This is a genomic window from Gemmatimonadaceae bacterium (assembly GCA_035533755.1).
Lineage (GTDB): Bacteria > Gemmatimonadota > Gemmatimonadetes > Gemmatimonadales > Gemmatimonadaceae > JAGWRI01.
On record DATLTC010000009.1, the window covers coordinates 14,513 to 31,323 of the forward strand.

Below are 16,811 nucleotides of genomic sequence, written 5' to 3' on the forward strand. Positions count from 1 at the left end.
ACCGGCTCGTGCATCAGGACGTCGTGATTCTGTTGGAGGTGCAGCAAGAAGACGCGGTGATCTTCGCGCTCGAGGACAAGCTCGCCGCCCTGGCGCCGCGATTGGCGGCCCTGGAGGCCGACACGCAGCGGGCCGAGCAGGCGCTGGCCGAGGCCACCGCCGCCACCGAGGGAGAGGAGAAGCGCCAGCGGGACATCCAGTTCCGCATCGAGCAGCACCGGGAGTTGCTCAAGCGCCACGAACAGGTGCTGAACACGGTCACCTCCCCGCGCGAAGCCGCCGCGGCGGTGGCCCAGACCGAGCAGGCGCGCCGCATGCTCGCCGACGACGAACGCGAGATCGGGGCCATCAACACCCGGCTCGTCGAACTGCGGGCGCACGCCGCCGACCGCGCCAAGGGCGTCGAGGCCACGCGCGCGGCGCAGGCCGAGGCCCGCGAGACGCTGGCGTCCGATCGCAAGGCGTTGACGGGCGAACTCGAGGGGGCGCGCGGCCAACGCGACCAGAAGGCGGCCCGGATCTCGCGGTCGCTCATGGCGCGCTACGATCGCATCCAGAGACGGCAGCGCTCGGTGGCCCTGTTCGCGCTCCATGGCCCATCGTGCGGCAACTGCGACACCATGATCCCCATGCAGCGGCGCAACGTGATGCTGGGCACGGGCGCGCCCGAGGTCTGCGAGGGGTGCGGCGTGCTCCTCTACGCGGGCGATTGATGTTGTTGGGGCGCCGGACCAGGCCTAACTTTCCGGCGTGACTCCTCCTGACACCCGGCTGCGCCCTCGCAGCCGCTGGGTGATGCCGCCCGACCCTGATCCCGATGCCGTGGCGGCGCTCGCGGAAGCGCTGCGCCTTCCGGACGCCGTGTGCCGGCTGGTCGTGGGCCGCGGCTACGCCGATCCGGAGCTTGCCAAGCGGTTCCTCCGGCCACGGCTGGAACACCTGCACGAGCCGTCCACCCTCCTCGACCTCGATCGAGCGGTCGAACGCCTGGTCCAGGCCATCCGGGCCGGCGAGACCATCCTCGTCCATGGGGACTACGACGTGGACGGGATGTGCTCCACGACGATCATGGTCAAGACCCTGCGCTCGCTCGGCGGCCGCGCCGAGCCCTTCATCCCGCAGCGGCTCAAGGACGGCTACGATCTCACCGACGTCGGCGTGCGCGCCGCCCTGGACATCGGCGCGCGGGTCGTGGTCACCTGCGACTGCGGCACCAGCGCCGTGGGGCCGGTGACCGCGCTGCAGGACGCCGGCGTGGACGTGATCATCACGGACCACCACCTGCCCGGCGGCCCACTGCCGCCGGCCTTCGCCGTGATCAATCCCAAGCGGGCCGGCTGCCCCTCGGTGGACAAGGACCTGGCCGCCGTCGGCGTGGCGTTCAAGCTCGCGCTCGCCCTCGTGCGCGCGTTCGGCGCCAGCGAGAACCGCGTGCTCGAGCTGCTCGACCTCGTGGCCCTGGCCACGGTGGCCGACATCGCGCCGCTGCGGGGCGAGAACCGGGTGCTCGTGCGCTACGGACTGCGGTTGCTCTCGGACACCCGCAACGTTGGCCTGCGCGCCCTCATCCGCGCGGCGGGCCTCGACCACAAGCCCCTCACCGCCGGCCGCGTGGGGTACATCCTCGCGCCGCGGCTCAACGCCGTCGGACGCCTCGACCGGGCGCTGCGCGGCGTCGAACTGCTCATGACCGAGAGCGAGGCCGACGCCAACCGGCTGGCGCGGGACTTCGAGGAACTGAACGCGCGGCGCCAGGAGATCGATCGCCGGACGCTCGACGAGGCGCGGCGCATGGTCGAGCGCCTGGACCTCGACGCGACGTACGGCCTCGTGCTGGCGGGTGAGGGATGGCACGCCGGCGTGATCGGCATCGTGGCGTCGCGCCTGGTCGAGGAGTTCGGGCGTCCCACGATCCTGATCGCGCTCGACGGGGACGAAGGCAAGGGATCGGGGCGGTCCATCTCGCCGTTCGACCTCCATGCCGGAATCGGCGAGTGCCGCGACCTGCTCATCCGGTTTGGCGGCCACCGCGCCGCGGCCGGCGTGACGATCGCTCGCGACCAGGTGCCGGCGTTCGCCGAGCGCTTCAACGCCGTGGCGCGGCGGTCGTTGTCGGCCGACGACCTGGTGCCGGAGATCCGCGCCGATCTCGAGCTGCCGTTCGATGCGGCCACCGAGGATCTGGAGGCGCTGCTGCGCCACCTGGAGCCGTTCGGCGCCGGCAATCCCGCGCCGGTGCTCGTGTCGCGCGGCGTGACGCTGGCGGGGCCGCCGCGCACGGTGGGCAAGGACGGGCTTCGGCTCCTGCTCAAGAGCGGCGGCCACTCACTGACGGCGATCGGATGGGGCATGGGCCCGCGGCGGGGCGAGCTGGACGTGGGACGTCCGGTGGACGTGGCGTTCCGCCTCGATCGCGACGAGTGGAACGGGGAGTCGCGCCTGCAGGCACGCCTCGCGGACTTCCAGGGCTGATCGTGCGCATCGTGGCCGGCAAGTGGCGCGGGCGCCGCATCAAGGCGGCGGATGACGAGCGGGTGCGCCCCACGGCCGACCGCGTGCGCGAAGCGTGGATGAGCATCATGAGCCCGTGGCTTCCCGATGCGCGCGTGCTCGACCTGTTCGCCGGCTCGGGCGCGTTGGGGCTCGAGGCGCTCTCGCGCGGGGCGGCCGAGGCCCACCTGGTGGAGAGTGCGGCGCCCTGCCTGCGGGCCATCCGGGAGAACGCCGATGCGCTGGGAGCGGGCGATGCGGCGGTGATCCACCGGGCCGATGCCCTGCAATTCGCGGCCGGGCTGGAGCCGCACGCCTTCGACGTCGCGTTCGCGGATCCGCCGTACGGCCAGGGGCTGGCCTCGCGCGTGGCCGAGGCCTGGCTCGCCGTCCCGTTCGCCGACCTGCTCGGCGTGGAGCACCGCCGGGACGAGGTGCTGCCGGGCGAGGGAACGCGGCGCGTGTACGGCGACACCGTGATCACGATCTTCCGGGCCGAGTGACGGTGGGCGGCGCGCGCACGGCGTGCTATCATTACGGCGGATCGCGCCCGGCGGCCCGCAGGACCCGGCCGGTGCGGGCGGCGGTGACCTTCACGCCCTGGACTCCATGACGCGCATCGCCATCTACGCCGGCAGTTTCGACCCGGTCACGCGGGGCCACGAAGACCTGATGCTGCGCAGCCTCGGGTTCGTGGACCGGCTGATCGTGGCCGTGGCCACGAACGTGGCCAAGGAGCCGCTGTTCTCCGTGGCCGAACGCATGGCGCTCATCCGCGAGTCGGTGGGCGACGAGCCGCGCATCGACGTGCGCGAATTCTCGGGGCTCCTCGTGGACTTCGCGCGGGACGCCGGCGCCACGCTGTTCATTCGCGGCCTGCGCGCCGTGAGTGATTTCGAATACGAGTACCAGATGGCGCTCATGAACCGGCATCTCTCGCCGAATCTCGAGACGGTGTTCATGGTCCCGTCGCTCGACACGACGTACATCAGCGCCAGCCTGGTGCGCGAGATCGCGCGGTTCGGCGGCGACGTGAGCGGCCTCGTGCACCCGTCGGCGGCCGCGGCCCTGCGCCGGAAGTTCGCGGGGCGATGAGCTTTCTGGCGGGCGTCCAGGCCCGCGCGACGGCGGTGCGCAAGCGGATCGTCTTTCCCGAGACCGCCGACCCCCGGACGCTGGACGCGGTACGGGCGCTCGCCGCGCAACGAGTGGTGGAGCCGCTGCTGGTGCTCGACCCCGACGCGCCGGCGTCGCACGCCGCGGTCCGCGGCGTGGGAGGCGAGGTGCTGGATCCGGCGCGGGACCCGCGGGCCGACCAGATCGCGCAGCTGTTGTACGCGGCCCGGCACGAAAAGGGGATGACCGAGGCCGAAGCGGCGCGTCTGGCCCGCACGCCACTGTACTTCGCCGATGGGATCGTGCGGCTGGGCCATGCCGACGGTTGCGTGGCCGGCGCCTGCCACACCACCGCCGACGTGCTGCGGGCGTCGCTGGCGCTCGTCGGGCCCGCCCGGGGCGTGCGGACGGTGTCCAGCGCGTTCTACATGGTGGTGCCGCCCTTCCGCGGCCCGGGGGCCGAGGAAGTGCTCACGTTCACGGACTGCGCCGTGGTGCCGTACCCCAACGCGGAGCAGCTGGCCGACATCGCAATGGCGGCGGCCGGCGACCGGCGCCGGATCGTGGGCGACGAGCCCGTGGTGGCGTTCCTCTCGTTCAGCACCCGGGGAAGCGCCGGAGGCCCGAGCGTGGATCTGGTGCGCAGCGCGGTGCAGCTGGCGCGCCGCCGCGCCCCCGGGATGGCCATCGACGGGGAGATGCAGGGCGACGCCGCCCTCGTCGCCGCGGTGGCGGCGGGGAAGCTGCCCGGGAGCGCCGTCGGCGGCCGCGCCAACGTGCTGGTGTTCCCATCGCTCGATGCGGGTAATATTGCCTATAAGCTGGTGCAACGCCTGGCCGGCGCCGAGGCCGTGGGGCCGATCGTGCAGGGCCTCAAACGACCGTGCAGCGATCTCTCGCGCGGCGCGACGAGTGATGACATCTTCCATGTAGCGGCCGTGACGGCCCTGCAGGCACACGACGGCGCCCCGGATCCGGCGCCGGACCCCGAGGAGAGGACGGCATGAGCTTCACGATCACGAAGCAGGGCGATGTCTCCATCGTCGAGATCGACGGCCAGTTGATCGTCGGCAACCGCCAGGAACTGAAGCAGAAGATGCTCGAGGAGCTCGAGGGCGGCGCCCGCAAGCTGCTCGTGGACTTCTCCAAGACGGGATACATCGACAGCTCCGGACTCGGGGTGCTGGTGTCCCTGTCCAAGCGGATTCGCGAGCAGGGCGGGGAACTGCGCCTGGCCGCGCTCAACGACGATCTGCGGACGCTGTTCGAGCTCACCAAGCTGGATACGCTGTTCCAGATCGCCGAGACGCGCGCCCTGGCCCTCGCGAGCTTCTGAGCCGCCGGTTCCCTTCGACGCCGAAGTGACGTTGCGGCAGATGTCTGGTGGCCGGGATCCACGCCCGGAGGCGCATGTCCTCGAGTTCGAGTTTCCCAGCGACGTGCGATTCATCGAGCGCGTCGTCGAGGCCGTGCGCGCGGAGTGCAAGGTCATGCGCTACGCCGAACGCCATATCACGCTCAACGTGCCCGTGGCCCTGACCGAGGCGCTGGCCAATGCCATCCTGTGCGGCAACGGCGACGACCCGGAAAAGTCGGTGCGCGTGCGGGCCCACGTGGGGAGCACCCGGCTCGTCATCGAGGTCACCGACGAGGGCCTCGGCTTCGATCTCGCTGCGTGCGCCGTGGATCCCACCACGCCCGATCGCCTGGAGCACGAGGACGGGCGCGGCCTCTTTCTCATGCAGAAGCTCATGGACCACGTGGAGCGCGTCGAGGCCCAGCGCGGCAACGTGGTCCGCATGACCCTGCACCGCGCCTGATGTCCGACCTCACCTCGGTACTCACCGCGTTCAAGGAGGCCACGCGCTGCGACGCCGCGGTGTGGGTGGAGCCCCGGGCGGGCGGGGCGCCGGAATGCGAAGCGGCCACGTACCGCGCCCCGCCGCTCGATCGATGGCCGGGGCCGGTGGAGGGCGCGCAGTCCGTGAGGACCCCCGGCGGCCAGGCGCTCATCGCCGCCGTGCCCGGACCGCGCCACGCGTGGATCCTCGTCGGGCCCTCGCCCTCCAGCCGCGCCGCCCTCGAGACGCACCTCCGCTTCCTGCTGCCCGTCGTCTCGCACTTTCTCCAGGCCTCCCTCGAAGTCGAACACGCCGCCAGCGAACTCGCCGAGCGCTACGAGGAGATCAACCTCCTCTACACGATCGGCGAGATCCTCGGCCGCACGGTGGCGCTCGAAGAGGCGGCGCACACCATCCTCACCGAGATCAGCGAGACGGTGGGCGCGCGCCGGGCCACGGTGCTGGTGTACGATGCCGCGGGTCGGGAACTGCGCGTCGTCGCCGCCCTCGGCGCCCGGCCGGCCGCGCTGCCGTCGATCGCCGTGGACGATGCGTGCAGCGTCACGGCGCGGGTCTTCCGGACCATGCACCCGGAGATCGTCGAGGCCGGCGACTCGCCGTGCCCGCAGGAGGTGGAGCATCGTGAGGGCGCGCTCCTCTCGGTGCCGATCATGTGGAGCACCCCGCGCGGCGCCGAGCCGCTGGGCGTGGTCAACCTCTCGGGGCGGCGCGGCGGGCAACCGTTCTCCGCCGGCGACCAGAAGTTGATCGCCGCCATCGCCACGCAGATCGGCACCGCCATCCAGAACACCCGGCTCGTGCGGGCGTCCGTGGCCCAGCAGCGGCTGTCGCACGAGATGCAGCTGGCGCACGACCTGCAGATGAAGCTGCTGCCGGGCGGCGCGGCGCTGGGGGCCGACGCCGACGCCGCGGCGCGCGTGGCGCCGGCCGAGAGCGTGGGCGGCGATCTGTACAATCTGTTCCGGCTGGGGCGCGGGCGCGTGGGCGTGCTGCTCGGCGACGTGTCGGGGCACGGCTACCAGGCGGCGCTGATCATGGCGCTGGTGATGAGCGCGTCGGCCATCCACTCCAAGACGACGGCCGATCCGGGGGAGATGCTCAACGCGCTGCTCGCCTCGCTGCGCGACGAGTTGATCGCCACCGAGATGTTCGTGTCGGCGTTCTACGCCGTGATCGATCGCAACGGCGGGACGTTGCGCTACGCCAACGCCGGGCACGCCTCCTCGTTCGTGGTCCACGCCGACGGCACCGTGGACCGGCTGCCGGCGCTCGATCCGCCGCTGGGCCTCACGGCGGACTCGCCCAGCTCCGCGCGGCGCAAGTGGGACGCGGCCGGCGACGTGCTGCTCCTGTTCACCGACGGGGTGAGCGACGCGCGCAACCGCGACGGCGAGCGGTTCGGGGAGGAGCGGGTGATCGAGATCGCGCGTCGCTACCGCACCGAGGCGTCGGGCGCCATCGTCGAGCGGGTGTTCAAGGCGGTGGATCGGTTCCTGCGCGGCGTGCGGGCCCGCGACGACCTGACCGTCGTCGTGCTGCGCAGTTGAGCGGCCGCGTGCCCGGCGACCGGCCGCGCCGCGCACCCGGGGCGCTCCCGCCGGTGCGGAAGAGCCTGGGCCAGCACTTCCTGCACGACGCCCGCGCGCTCGATCGCATCGTCGCCGCCCTCGAACTGACGGGGGCCGAGACGGTGCTCGAGATCGGACCGGGACGCGGCGCGCTCACCGATCGGCTCGTGCCGTTGGCCCGGCGCCTGGTGCTGATCGAATACGATCGCGCGTTGGCCAACTTGCTGCGCCAGCGGTACGCCGCCGTGCCGTCGGTGGAGGTGGTGGAGGCCGACGTGTTGGCCACCGACTTCGGCGCGCTCGCCGGCGGACCGTACGTCCTCGTGGGCAACGTGCCGTACTACATCACGACGCCGATCCTCTTCCAGGCGCTGGAGCGTCCTCGGCCGGATCGCGCCGTGTACCTGGTGCAGCGGGAGGTGGCCGAGCGGATCGTGGCGGCGCCCGGTTCGCGCATCTACGGCGCGCTGTCGGTGAACATCCAGGCGGTGGCCACGCCGGAGATCGTGGCCCGGGTGCCCGCGGGGGCGTTCCGCCCCGCGCCCAAGGTGGACAGCGCCATCATCCGGATCGTGCCGCGCCCCGATCCGGTGATCGGACCGGGCGACGAACCGCGGTTCCGGGCGCTGGTGCAGCAACTGTTCGGCATGCGGCGCAAGCAACTGCGGCGCGGCGTGCGGTCGGTGGCGTCGCTCGACGTCGCCCATGCCGACGCGGCGCTCGCCGCCGCGGGCATCGATCCAGAAGCGCGCCCCGAGACCCTCGCGCCCGGCGCCTTCGCGGCGCTGATGCGCGCGCTGTCCTAGTCGCGGTTGGTCAGCGCGAACGAGAGCCCTTCGAGCTCCATCGCCATGTTCACCGTCTTCACGGTGATGTCGGCCGGCACCTGGATCTGGGTGGGCGCGAAGTTGAGGATCGCCTTGATCCCGGTGCGGACCACCCGGTCGGCCACCCGCTGCGCATGCTCCTCGGGCACGGCGAGCACGGCGATGTCGGGGTGGTCGCGATGCACGTCGCGCTCCAGATGCGCGATGTCGCGCACCACCACGCCCTCGAGATCTGTGCCGACGATGCCGGGGTCGTTGTCGTAGGCGGCGATGATCACGAACCCCCGCTGCCGGAACCCGTGATGCCGGGCCAGGGCGGCGCCGATCTTGCCGGCGCCGACGATGATCACGCGCCATTCGCGCAGGAGGCCGAGAATCTGGCGCAGGCGTCCGGCCAGCTCCGGAACCGAATAGCCCAGGCCGCGCTTGCCGAACGAGCCGAAGAACGACAGGTCTTTGCGGACCTGGGCGGAGGTGGTCCCCCCGCGTTTGGCCAGCTCCTGACTGGAGATCGTCAACAAGCCCCGCGCCTCGAAGTCTTCGAGGAACCTGAGATAGGCGGACAGCCGCCGAACCGTAGAATCGGCAATGCGTTTCACTGTGCTGGGGCGCTTGTGAATTCATTCACAAGATAAGCGCCGGCCCACGGCTGCACCAGCCATCGGGGCGCTGGTTAGGTTAGGGCATGCCCGTCCACGTGTCCTCCGAAATCGGTCGGTTGCGCGGCGTTCTGGTCCATACGCCGGGCCGTGAATTGCTCGCCGTCACCCCCAGTACGCGCGAAGACTACCTCTACGACGACATCATCGACGCCGAGGCCGCCCAGCGCGAGCACCGCCGGTTCATCGCCCTCCTGGAACGGTTCACCCCCGTCTATCAGGTGCGCGACCTGCTGCAGGACGTGCTCGGCAACGCCGCGTCGCGCGACCTGCTCATGCGCGCCGCCATGGACGTCGTGCCGTCGGAGCCGCTGGCCCGCGACATCACCGCCCTCGCGCCGGACGCGCTCACGCGCATGCTGGTGGAAGGGCGCGAGGACGAACCGGGGCCGCTGGCCAAGGCGCTCAACGAGCCCGGCTACACCCTGCCGCCGCTGCCCAACCTGTTCTTCACGCGCGACAGCGCGATGGTGGTGGGCGACCACGCGCTCGTGGGCTCGATGCGCTACGGCATCCGGTGGCCCGAAGAGCTGATCATGAAGTCGCTGTTCACGCATCATCCCGCGCTGGCCAACGCGGGGATCCTGTTCGACGGCGCCGCCGAGCGCCGCACCAACCACACCCTCGAGGGCGGCGACGTCCATCCGCTGCGCCGCGATCTCGTGGTGATCGGGTTCAGCGAGCGGTCGAGTCCGGCGGCGATCGATCAACTGGCGTCGCTGTTCTTCGCGCAGACGCCGGTCACGGACATCATCGTGGTCGTGATGCCCAAGCAGGACACCGCCATCCACCTCGACATGATCTTCACCCAGGTGGACCGCGAACTGTGCGCGGTGTTTCCGCCGCAGTTCATCGGATCGGAGCGGCTGAGCGTGTTGCACTGGCACAAGGGCCACAGCCACCTGCGCGAGATGCCGAACATGTTCGCCGCGCTCGAGGCGTGCGAGATGCCCATGGAGCCGATCTTCTGCGGCGGCGACCGGCGCACGTCGCAGGAACGGGAGCAGTGGGCCTCGGGGTGCAACTTCGTGGCGGTGAGCCCGGGCGTGGTGCTGTCGTACCAGCGCAACGACGCCACGCTGCGCGAGATGGAGCGCATGGGGTTCGAGATCATCCCCGGCGTGTCGTTTCTCACCGGGCAGTCGCCGCTCACCGACGGACGACGCGCCGTGATCACCTTCGAGGGTTCGGAGCTGGTGCGGGCCGGCGGCGGGGCCCGGTGCATGACCTGCCCGGTGCTCCGGGACGACCCGTGGGCGTGATGCGCGGCACGAGCCGGTTGGCGCGGCTGTCGTACGTGGTCGTGGACGTGGAGACCACGGGCACCTCGCCGCGCGCCGACGATCGGGTCACCGAATTCGCCGCCGTCGTCGTGCGCGACGGGCAGGTGCAGGAGACGTTCCAGACGCTGCTCAACCCGGAGCGCTCCATCCCCCAGTACATCACCCGCCTCACCGGCATCTCGTGGGGCATGGTCAAGGACGCGCCGCGGTTTCGCGACGTGAGCGCCGAGGTGCGGGCGTTCATGGCCGATCACGTATTCGTGGCCCACAACGCGCCGTTCGACTGGGGATTCGTGGGCATGGAGATGGAGCGCGCCGGCGAGGCGCCGCTCGACAACGCGCAGCTGTGCACGGTCCGTCTGGCGCGGCGCCTGCTCGCGCACCTGCCGCGGCGGTCGCTGGATCACGTCACGGCGCACTACGGCATCGCGATCGACGACCGCCACCGCGCGTTGGGGGACGCCGTCGCCACGGCGCACGTGCTCATCCGGCTGCTCGACGACGCGTTCGCCCGCGGATGCGACACGTGGGATGACCTCGAGGGGCTGCTGCACCCCGCCACGAGGACCGGGCGCCGGTGGTCGGCGTTTCCGCGCTCCGCCAACGACGACCGTTCGGCATGACCGTGGAACCGCGGATCGAGACCCGCACCGTGGGCAAATGGAAGGTCCACGCCATCCAGGCGGGCGGACAGCGGCTGGACGGCGGCGCGATGTTCGGCGTCGTGCCCAAACCGCTCTGGGAACGCCGGATTCCGGCCGACGAGCGCAACCGCATCCAACTCGGCATGCGGTGCCTGCTCGTGGAGCACGAGCGCGGGTTGGTGCTGATCGACAACGGGCTGGGCAACAAGGAGTCGGCCAAGTTCCACGAGATCTACGGCGTGGAGAACGCCGGCGCCGGAGGGCGCACCTGGCTGGACGACGCGCTGGCGCAGCTGAAGGTGGCGCCGTCGGACATCACGATGATGATCGACTCGCACCTGCACTTCGATCATGCCGGCGGCAACACGTACGTGGACGCCGAAGGGCAGGTGCGGCTGAGCTTTCCGCGGGCGCGCTACGTGGTGCAGCGTGCCGAGTACCAGTGGGCCACGCACACCAACGAGCGCACGGCGGCCAGCTACTTCGCGCACAACTTCGCGCCGGTGATGGAGGCCGGCCGCCTGGAGTTGGTGCAGGGGGAGGTCGAGATCATCCCCGGCGTGCACCTGATGCCCACGCCGGGCCATACGCCGGGGCACCAGGCCGTGCGGCTCGCGTCGGGCGGCGAGACGGCGATCTTCCTGTCGGATCTGGTGCCGACGGCGGCGCACCTGCCGCTGCCCTGGATCATGGGCTATGACGTGGAGCCGTTGGTGACGTTGGAAACCAAGCGGCGGCTGCTCAAGACGGCCGCCGAGCAGCGGTGGCTGCTGGTGTTCGTGCACGACGCCGTCAACGCGTGGGGCCGGGTGGTCCACGACGGGAAGGGCTACGCCTTCGAGGCCCCGTAGCGACGGGCGGCGTGTGACCCGCGGCGCACTTGACGCCTGAGGTGGCGAGGCCTAACTTCAGGCATTACAACTTGGTAAGTGAAACGACGGGCTGTCGTTTCCACCCTCTGGCCCTTCGCCTCGGCGTTGGTGCGCTACAGGAGTCCAGGCCGGTTTGCCGCGTCACTCGAGTATCGAGTGCGGGCGCCGTCGTGCGGACTCTCGGTGGGTCCGCATTTTTTTTCTTCAGAACGAGGGCTTTGCCATCCAGGACACGACGAAGCGCGTGCGGGTCAACCGCCAGATCCGCATCAGCCCGCTACGCGTCATCGGCGCCGACGGTTCACAACTCGGGATCCTCGAAGTGGACGCCGCGCTCCGCATGGCCGAAGAGTTGGGGTTGGATCTGGTCGAAGTCGCCCCGACGGCGCGGCCCCCGGTGGTCCGGATCATGGACTACGGGAAGTACAAGTTCGAGATGGCCAAGCAGGCGCGGGTGGCGAAGAAGAAGCAGCACGTGATCGAGCTCAAGGAGGTCAAGTACCGCCCGGGCATCGACGATCACGATTTCGACACCAAGACGCGACACGCGCGCCGGTTCCTGGAAGAGAAGAACAAGGTCAAGGTGACCATGATGTTCCGTGGTCGCCAGGTCACGCATCCCGAGCTCGGCCAGGCCGTGCTGGAACGCGTGGCGACGTCCCTCGCCGACATCGGCAAGATCGAGAGCGCGGGGCGACTGGAAGGGAAGTCGATGACGATGATCCTCACACCGAAATAGGTCAGCAGTCCATGCCAAAGATGAAGACCCACAAGGGTGCCGCGAAGCGCTTCAGCCTCACCGGAACCGGCAAGGTGAAGCGCAACAAGGCCAACAAGAGCCACATTCTCACGAAGAAGACGTCCAAGCGGAAGCGCCGCCTGCGCCAGTCGGGGCTCATTGCCACGAATGGCGAGGTGAAGAACATCAAGCGCCTGCTGCAGGCGTAAGGAGAGAGACCCATGCCTCGCGCCGTATCGAACGTACCGCGCCTCAAGCGCAAGAAGCAGATCATGAAGGCCGCCCGCGGCGGCTTTGGCGCCCGCAGCAAGCTGTGGAAGGCCGCCAAGGAAAATGTCGAGCGCGGCTGGAAGTATGCGTACCGGGATCGCAAGAACAAGAAGCGCGACTTCCGGCGCCTGTGGATCACGCGCATCAACGCCGGCGCGCATCAGCACGAGCTGACGTACGCCACGTTCATCAACGGCCTCAAGAAGGCCGGCATCGAAGTCAACCGGAAGATCCTCGCCGATCTCGCCGTGCACGACCCCGCGGCGTTCGCGGCGCTGGCCGACAAGGCGCGCTCCGCGTTGAACGCAGCGTAGGTTTGTAGTCCTGCGACTCCACGGCGGCAGCGCGACCTCGGTCGCCGCTGCCGCCGTCCGCTTTGGCCCCATCCCGCGCTCCCGATGCCTCTTCCCGATCCGCCCACCCTCCGCGACTACGCCGACCAGATCGGCCGGATGGCGTCCGCCGGCCTCGCCGCCATCGGCGACGCGGCCGACCTCGACGCGCTCGAGGCCGCGCGCGTGCAGGTCCTCGGCGACCGCCGCGGCGAGATCCTCGAATTCCAGCGCGCCCTCGGGGCGCTGCCGCGGGACGAGAAGCCCGAGGCGGGCAAGCTGTTCAACACCGTCAAGCGCCAGCTCGAGCAGGCGCTGGACGAACGGCGGACCGAACTCTCCCTGGCGTCCGCCGCTTACCAGCGGCCGCGCGACCTCACCATGCCCGCCCGCCACGAGTGGCGCGGCGCCGCCCATCCGGTCACGCGCGTCATCGACGAGATCGCCGGCATCTTCCGCGAGCTCGGCTTCACCATCGCCCTCGGGCCCGAGGTCGAATCGGAGTGGTACAACTTCGGCGCGCTCAACTTCCCGCCCGACCACCCGGCAATGGACATGCACGACACGCTGTACGTGGAGGGCGACGTGCTGCTGCGCACGCACACGTCGCCGGTGCAGGTCCGCACCCTCCAGCGCTACGCGCCGCCCATCCGCATCCTCGCGCCCGGCAACGTGTATCGTCGCGACTTCTTCGACGCCTCCCATGCGCCGATGTTCGCGCAGATCGAAGGCCTGTGCGTGGACGAGGGGATCAGCTTCGTGGATCTCAAGGCCACGCTCGGGCATTTCGCGCGCCGCTTCTTCGGCGCCGCCAACGTGCGCTTCCGGCCCAGCTTCTTCCCGTTCACCGAGCCCTCGGCCGAGATGGACATCGAGTGCCAGCTCTGCCGCGGCGCCGGCTGCGCCGCCTGCAAGGGCACCGGATGGATGGAGATCCTCGGCTCGGGCATGGTGCACCCCGCGGTGCTCGAGGGCGCGGGGATCGACAGCGAGAAGTACACCGGGTGGGCGTTCGGCATGGGGCCGGCGCGTATCGCCCAGCAGCGCTACGGCGTGGGCGACATCCGCGTCTTCTACGATTCCGACGTCCGCTTTCTGGAGCAGATCGCCGAATGAACGTCTCGTACGCATGGCTGCGGGCCTTCGTCCCCTTCGATCAGACGCCGGCGCAGCTCCGGGATCTGATCACGGCGCACGTGGCCACGGTGGACGAACTGGTGCCCCTGCGCCAGGATCTCGCGGCGATCGTCGTGGCGCGCGTGGTCGAAGAGGCGCCGCATCCCGATTCCGACCACCTGCACGTCACGCGGGTGGACGACGGAAGCGGCGTGCTGCTCGATGTGGTCTGCGGCGCCGCCAACGTGACCGCGGGCAAGCTGTACCCGTTCGCGCGCACGGGCACCGTGATCCCCACCGGGCTCAAGCTCGAGAAGCGCAAGATCCGCGGCGCCGTGTCGGATGGCATGCTCTGCTCGGCCCGCGAATTGAAGCTCGGGGACGATCACGACGGCATCATGGAACTGGATCTCGACGTACCGCCGGGCACCCCGCTCCTGCAGGCGCTCCCGCTGGGCGACACCCAACTGGTGATCGACGTGCTGCCCAACCGGCCCGATCTGCTCTCGCATCTGGGCGTGGCGCGAGAGGTGGCGGCGGTCACCGCGCGCGCGCTGTCGTTGCCCGCCGTCGGCGGCGCGGCGCCGGTGTGGGACGCCGTGCCGCGCGTGGCCCATGAGGGCGTGACGGGCCACGTGGCCGTCCGCGTGCAGGACCCCGCGCTGGCGCCGCGCTACATGGGGTTGGTCATCCGCGGCGTGACCGTGGGGCCGAGTCCCGCGTGGTTGGTGGAGCGCCTGGCGAGCGTGGGCAGCCGGTCGATCAACAATGTGGTGGACGCCAGCAACTACATCCTGCACGAGTTGGGGCAGCCCACGCACGCGTTCGATCTCGCCAAGCTCGCCGGCGGCACCGTGATCGTGCGCGCGGCACGCCCCGGAGAGACGCTCGTGACGCTCGACGGCGTGACCCGCACGCTCGACGGGACGATGACCGTGATCGCCGACGCCGAGCGGGCGCAGGCCGTGGCCGGTGTGATGGGGGGCCGCGACAGCGAGGTCACCGACAGCACCACGGACCTGTTCCTCGAGGTGGCGGTGTTCGATCCGGCCGGCACCCGCCGCACGCGGCGCGCGCTCGGCCTCAGCACCGATGCCAGCTATCGGTTCGAGCGCGGAGTGGACTCCGCGCTGCCGCCGATGGCAATCGAGCGCCTGGCGCAGATCATTCTGGCCGTGGCGGGCGGGCAGGTGGCCGGTCCGCCGGTGGACGTGCTCGATGCCGTTCCGCAGCCCCGGGCGATCACGCTGCGCTCGTCGCGCCTGGCCAAGGTGCTCGGCGCGCGCGTGCCGGGCAGCGAGGCTGGCGGCCTGCTGTCGGGCATCGGGTGCACGGTGGAACTCGACGCCGGCGGCGGGGAACTGCACGTCGTGCCGCCGTCGTGGCGGCGGGACCTCGTGGCCGAGATCGACCTCATCGAAGAGGTGGCGCGGCTGCGCGGCTATGACTGGTTCCCGGCGGAGATCCGGCCGTTCCGGCCGGGCACGTCGCCGGATGATCCGGTCTGGGTGCAGGCGGGCCGCGTGCGGCAGGGGCTCGTGGCGCGCGGACTGCTCGAGGCGCGGCCGATGCCGTTCACCAAGGGCGCGTCCGAGGGATTCGTGCGCGTGCAGAATCCGTTGGCCGAGGATGAGCCCTACCTGCGCCGCGACGTGCTGGATTCGCTGGCGCGGCGCGCCGAGTCGAACCTGGCGCACATGCAGGGCAACGTCCGCCTGTTCGAGATCGGCTCGGTGTTCGAGCCGTCCGGCGGGGCGCTGCCGCGCGAGATCGTCCGTGCCGGCGCGTTGGTGATGGGCGACCGCCATCCCGCCCACTTCGATGCGCCGCGCGCGCAGCGATTCGACGAGTGGGATGCCAAGGGCCTCGCCGAGCAACTGGCGCGCGACGCGTACCCCGGTGTGCCGGTGGCGATGGTGCCCGCCGAGGGTGAATGGCTCTGGCGGGTGACGGCCGATGGGGCGGACGTGGGCGGCGTGCGCCGCGTGGCACTGGACGCGCCGGTGTGGGCCGCGCCCGCGTTCGGCGTGGAGATCGCGCTCGCCGAGATGCCCAACGCGCCGGTGGCGCCGGAGGGGCGCAACGCCCACGGCGAGGCGCCCGGCGCCGAGGTGCGCCGGTGGCCAAGGTACGAGCCGCTGCCCACCACGCCGGCTGCCGAATTCGATCTGGCGCTGGTCGTGCCGGCCGGCGTGTCGGCGGCGCAGATCGAGCAGGTGATCCGGGGGACCGCCGGCGAGCTGTTGGAGCGGCTGCACCTGTTCGACGAATACATGGGCACGGGGCTGCCCGACGGCACGCGCAGTCTGGCCTGGCGCTTGACGTTCCGCCATCCGGAGCGCACCCTACGCGATAAGGAAATCGAAGGCCGTCGCGCCAAGATCCTCAGCGCACTCGAGAGCGAACTCAATGTCCGACCGCGAACGTCCTGACACCGCCGCCTTCCAGGAGCTCGACGCGCTGGTGCGCAGCCTGGGCGACGAACTGGCGTCGATGCGCCGCCGCGCGCTGCTCGCCGAAGCGCGGCTCAAGGAATTGGAGTCGACGGCGAGTGACGGCCCGGTGCAGCCGCGGCTGGCCGACCGCATCGCCACGCTCGAGCGCGAGAACGCCCGGTTGCGCGAGCGTCTCGACCAGGCCAAGGAACGGTCCAAGGTGATGCTCGACCGGGTGCACTTCCTGCGCCAGCAGGCGCAGACGCGGGGTGAGCGATGAGCGGCGCCAAGCAGTCGGTCAAGGTGACGATCGTGGGCGAGGAGTACACGATCCGCAGCGACGTGTCGCCCGAGACGACGCGGGCGATCGCCAAGCATCTCGACACGGCGATTCGCGACGTGATGCACAGCGGCAAGGTGCTCGACGCGCAACGCGGGGCGATTCTCGCCGCGCTGCAGATCACCAACGAATTGTTCGAGGCGCGCCAGAGCGCGCAGGACCTCGCAGAGTCGATGACGGCTCTCAGCGCCGACGTCCGCCGGTGGTTGCCGCCGGCCAAGCGCGGGGCCTGATCCAAGCCGAGTTGCCCCGCGGCCG

At 70.8% G+C, this 16,811-nt stretch carries 20 protein-coding genes; 19 read left to right on the forward strand and 1 reads right to left on the reverse strand.

Annotated features, from left to right (window positions below; genetic code table 11):
• The first annotated feature begins 8 nt into the window (after positions 1–8).
• The 9 genes from VNE60_00640 to rsmA all read left to right on the forward strand — a co-directional run bounded on the left by VNE60_00640 (position 9) and on the right by rsmA (position 7,842).
• A complete protein-coding gene (locus tag VNE60_00640; protein ID HVB30013.1) occupies positions 9–713 on the forward strand; it encodes a hypothetical protein in 705 nt (234 codons plus the stop codon).
• Positions 714–750: 37 nt separating this feature from the next.
• Positions 751–2,472, forward strand: coding sequence for a single-stranded-DNA-specific exonuclease RecJ (recJ, locus tag VNE60_00645; protein HVB30014.1), 1,722 nt, complete (start codon positions 751–753; stop codon positions 2,470–2,472).
• Positions 2,473–2,474: 2 nt separating this feature from the next.
• Positions 2,475–2,993: a 16S rRNA (guanine(966)-N(2))-methyltransferase RsmD gene (gene rsmD, locus VNE60_00650; protein ID HVB30015.1), complete on the forward strand. Its 519-nt coding sequence runs from the start codon at positions 2,475–2,477 to the stop codon at positions 2,991–2,993.
• Between the two features lie 106 nt (positions 2,994–3,099).
• Complete coding sequence (gene coaD / locus VNE60_00655; protein ID HVB30016.1) at positions 3,100–3,585, forward strand: pantetheine-phosphate adenylyltransferase; 486 nt, start codon at positions 3,100–3,102, stop codon at positions 3,583–3,585.
• On the forward strand, positions 3,582–4,613 hold the full coding sequence (pta, locus tag VNE60_00660) for a phosphate acetyltransferase (GenBank protein HVB30017.1): 1,032 nt from the start codon (positions 3,582–3,584) through the stop codon (positions 4,611–4,613). Before coaD ends, pta begins: the two co-directional genes overlap by 4 nt.
• On the forward strand, positions 4,610–4,942 hold the full coding sequence (locus tag VNE60_00665) for an STAS domain-containing protein (protein ID HVB30018.1): 333 nt from the start codon (positions 4,610–4,612) through the stop codon (positions 4,940–4,942). Before pta ends, VNE60_00665 begins: the two co-directional genes overlap by 4 nt.
• Before the next feature lie 103 nt (positions 4,943–5,045).
• Entirely contained in the window at positions 5,046–5,426 is a 381-nt protein-coding gene (locus tag VNE60_00670; protein HVB30019.1) for an ATP-binding protein, read from the forward strand.
• Positions 5,426–7,015, forward strand: coding sequence for a GAF domain-containing SpoIIE family protein phosphatase (locus VNE60_00675; GenBank protein ID HVB30020.1), 1,590 nt, complete (start codon positions 5,426–5,428; stop codon positions 7,013–7,015). Before VNE60_00670 ends, VNE60_00675 begins: the two co-directional genes overlap by 1 nt.
• Before the next feature lie 53 nt (positions 7,016–7,068).
• Positions 7,069–7,842: a 16S rRNA (adenine(1518)-N(6)/adenine(1519)-N(6))-dimethyltransferase RsmA gene (gene rsmA, locus VNE60_00680; protein ID HVB30021.1), complete on the forward strand. Its 774-nt coding sequence runs from the start codon at positions 7,069–7,071 to the stop codon at positions 7,840–7,842.
• Here rsmA and VNE60_00685 read toward each other — a convergent pair.
• On the reverse strand, positions 7,839–8,462 hold the full coding sequence (locus tag VNE60_00685) for a redox-sensing transcriptional repressor Rex (GenBank protein HVB30022.1): 624 nt from the start codon (positions 8,460–8,462) through the stop codon (positions 7,839–7,841). The genes rsmA and VNE60_00685 overlap by 4 nt on opposite strands.
• 98 nt (positions 8,463–8,560) lie before the next feature.
• Here VNE60_00685 and VNE60_00690 point away from each other — a divergent pair, with 98 nt between their 5' ends.
• The 10 genes from VNE60_00690 (at position 8,561) to VNE60_00735 (ending at position 16,786) form a co-directional block, all read left to right on the forward strand.
• A complete protein-coding gene (locus VNE60_00690; protein HVB30023.1) occupies positions 8,561–9,784 on the forward strand; it encodes an arginine deiminase family protein in 1,224 nt (407 codons plus the stop codon).
• Positions 9,784–10,428 carry an exonuclease domain-containing protein gene (locus tag VNE60_00695; GenBank protein ID HVB30024.1) on the forward strand — a complete coding sequence of 215 codons (645 nt, stop codon included), beginning with the start codon at positions 9,784–9,786 and terminating at the stop codon, positions 10,426–10,428. Before VNE60_00690 ends, VNE60_00695 begins: the two co-directional genes overlap by 1 nt.
• Positions 10,425–11,300, forward strand: coding sequence for an MBL fold metallo-hydrolase (locus VNE60_00700; protein ID HVB30025.1), 876 nt, complete (start codon positions 10,425–10,427; stop codon positions 11,298–11,300). The genes VNE60_00695 and VNE60_00700 overlap by 4 nt, the downstream gene beginning before the upstream one ends.
• Positions 11,301–11,565: 265 nt before the next feature.
• The gene (gene infC / locus VNE60_00705; GenBank protein ID HVB30026.1) at positions 11,566–12,060 is read left to right on the forward strand and encodes a translation initiation factor IF-3; all 495 of its coding nucleotides are present in this window, start codon (positions 11,566–11,568) and stop codon (positions 12,058–12,060) included.
• Positions 12,061–12,071: 11 nt separating this feature from the next.
• On the forward strand, positions 12,072–12,269 hold the full coding sequence (gene rpmI, locus VNE60_00710) for a 50S ribosomal protein L35 (GenBank protein ID HVB30027.1): 198 nt from the start codon (positions 12,072–12,074) through the stop codon (positions 12,267–12,269).
• A 12-nt stretch (positions 12,270–12,281) separates the two neighbouring features.
• Positions 12,282–12,644, forward strand: coding sequence for a 50S ribosomal protein L20 (gene rplT / locus VNE60_00715; GenBank protein ID HVB30028.1), 363 nt, complete (start codon positions 12,282–12,284; stop codon positions 12,642–12,644).
• 138 nt (positions 12,645–12,782) lie between these two features.
• Entirely contained in the window at positions 12,783–13,778 is a 996-nt protein-coding gene (gene pheS, locus VNE60_00720) for a phenylalanine--tRNA ligase subunit alpha (protein ID HVB30029.1), read from the forward strand.
• The gene (pheT, locus tag VNE60_00725; GenBank protein ID HVB30030.1) at positions 13,775–16,210 is read left to right on the forward strand and encodes a phenylalanine--tRNA ligase subunit beta; all 2,436 of its coding nucleotides are present in this window, start codon (positions 13,775–13,777) and stop codon (positions 16,208–16,210) included. The genes pheS and pheT overlap by 4 nt, the downstream gene beginning before the upstream one ends.
• Positions 16,188–16,493, forward strand: coding sequence for a hypothetical protein (locus VNE60_00730; GenBank protein ID HVB30031.1), 306 nt, complete (start codon positions 16,188–16,190; stop codon positions 16,491–16,493). Before pheT ends, VNE60_00730 begins: the two co-directional genes overlap by 23 nt.
• Positions 16,490–16,786, forward strand: coding sequence for a cell division protein ZapA (locus VNE60_00735; protein ID HVB30032.1), 297 nt, complete (start codon positions 16,490–16,492; stop codon positions 16,784–16,786). Before VNE60_00730 ends, VNE60_00735 begins: the two co-directional genes overlap by 4 nt.
• Positions 16,787–16,811 lie beyond the last annotated feature (25 nt).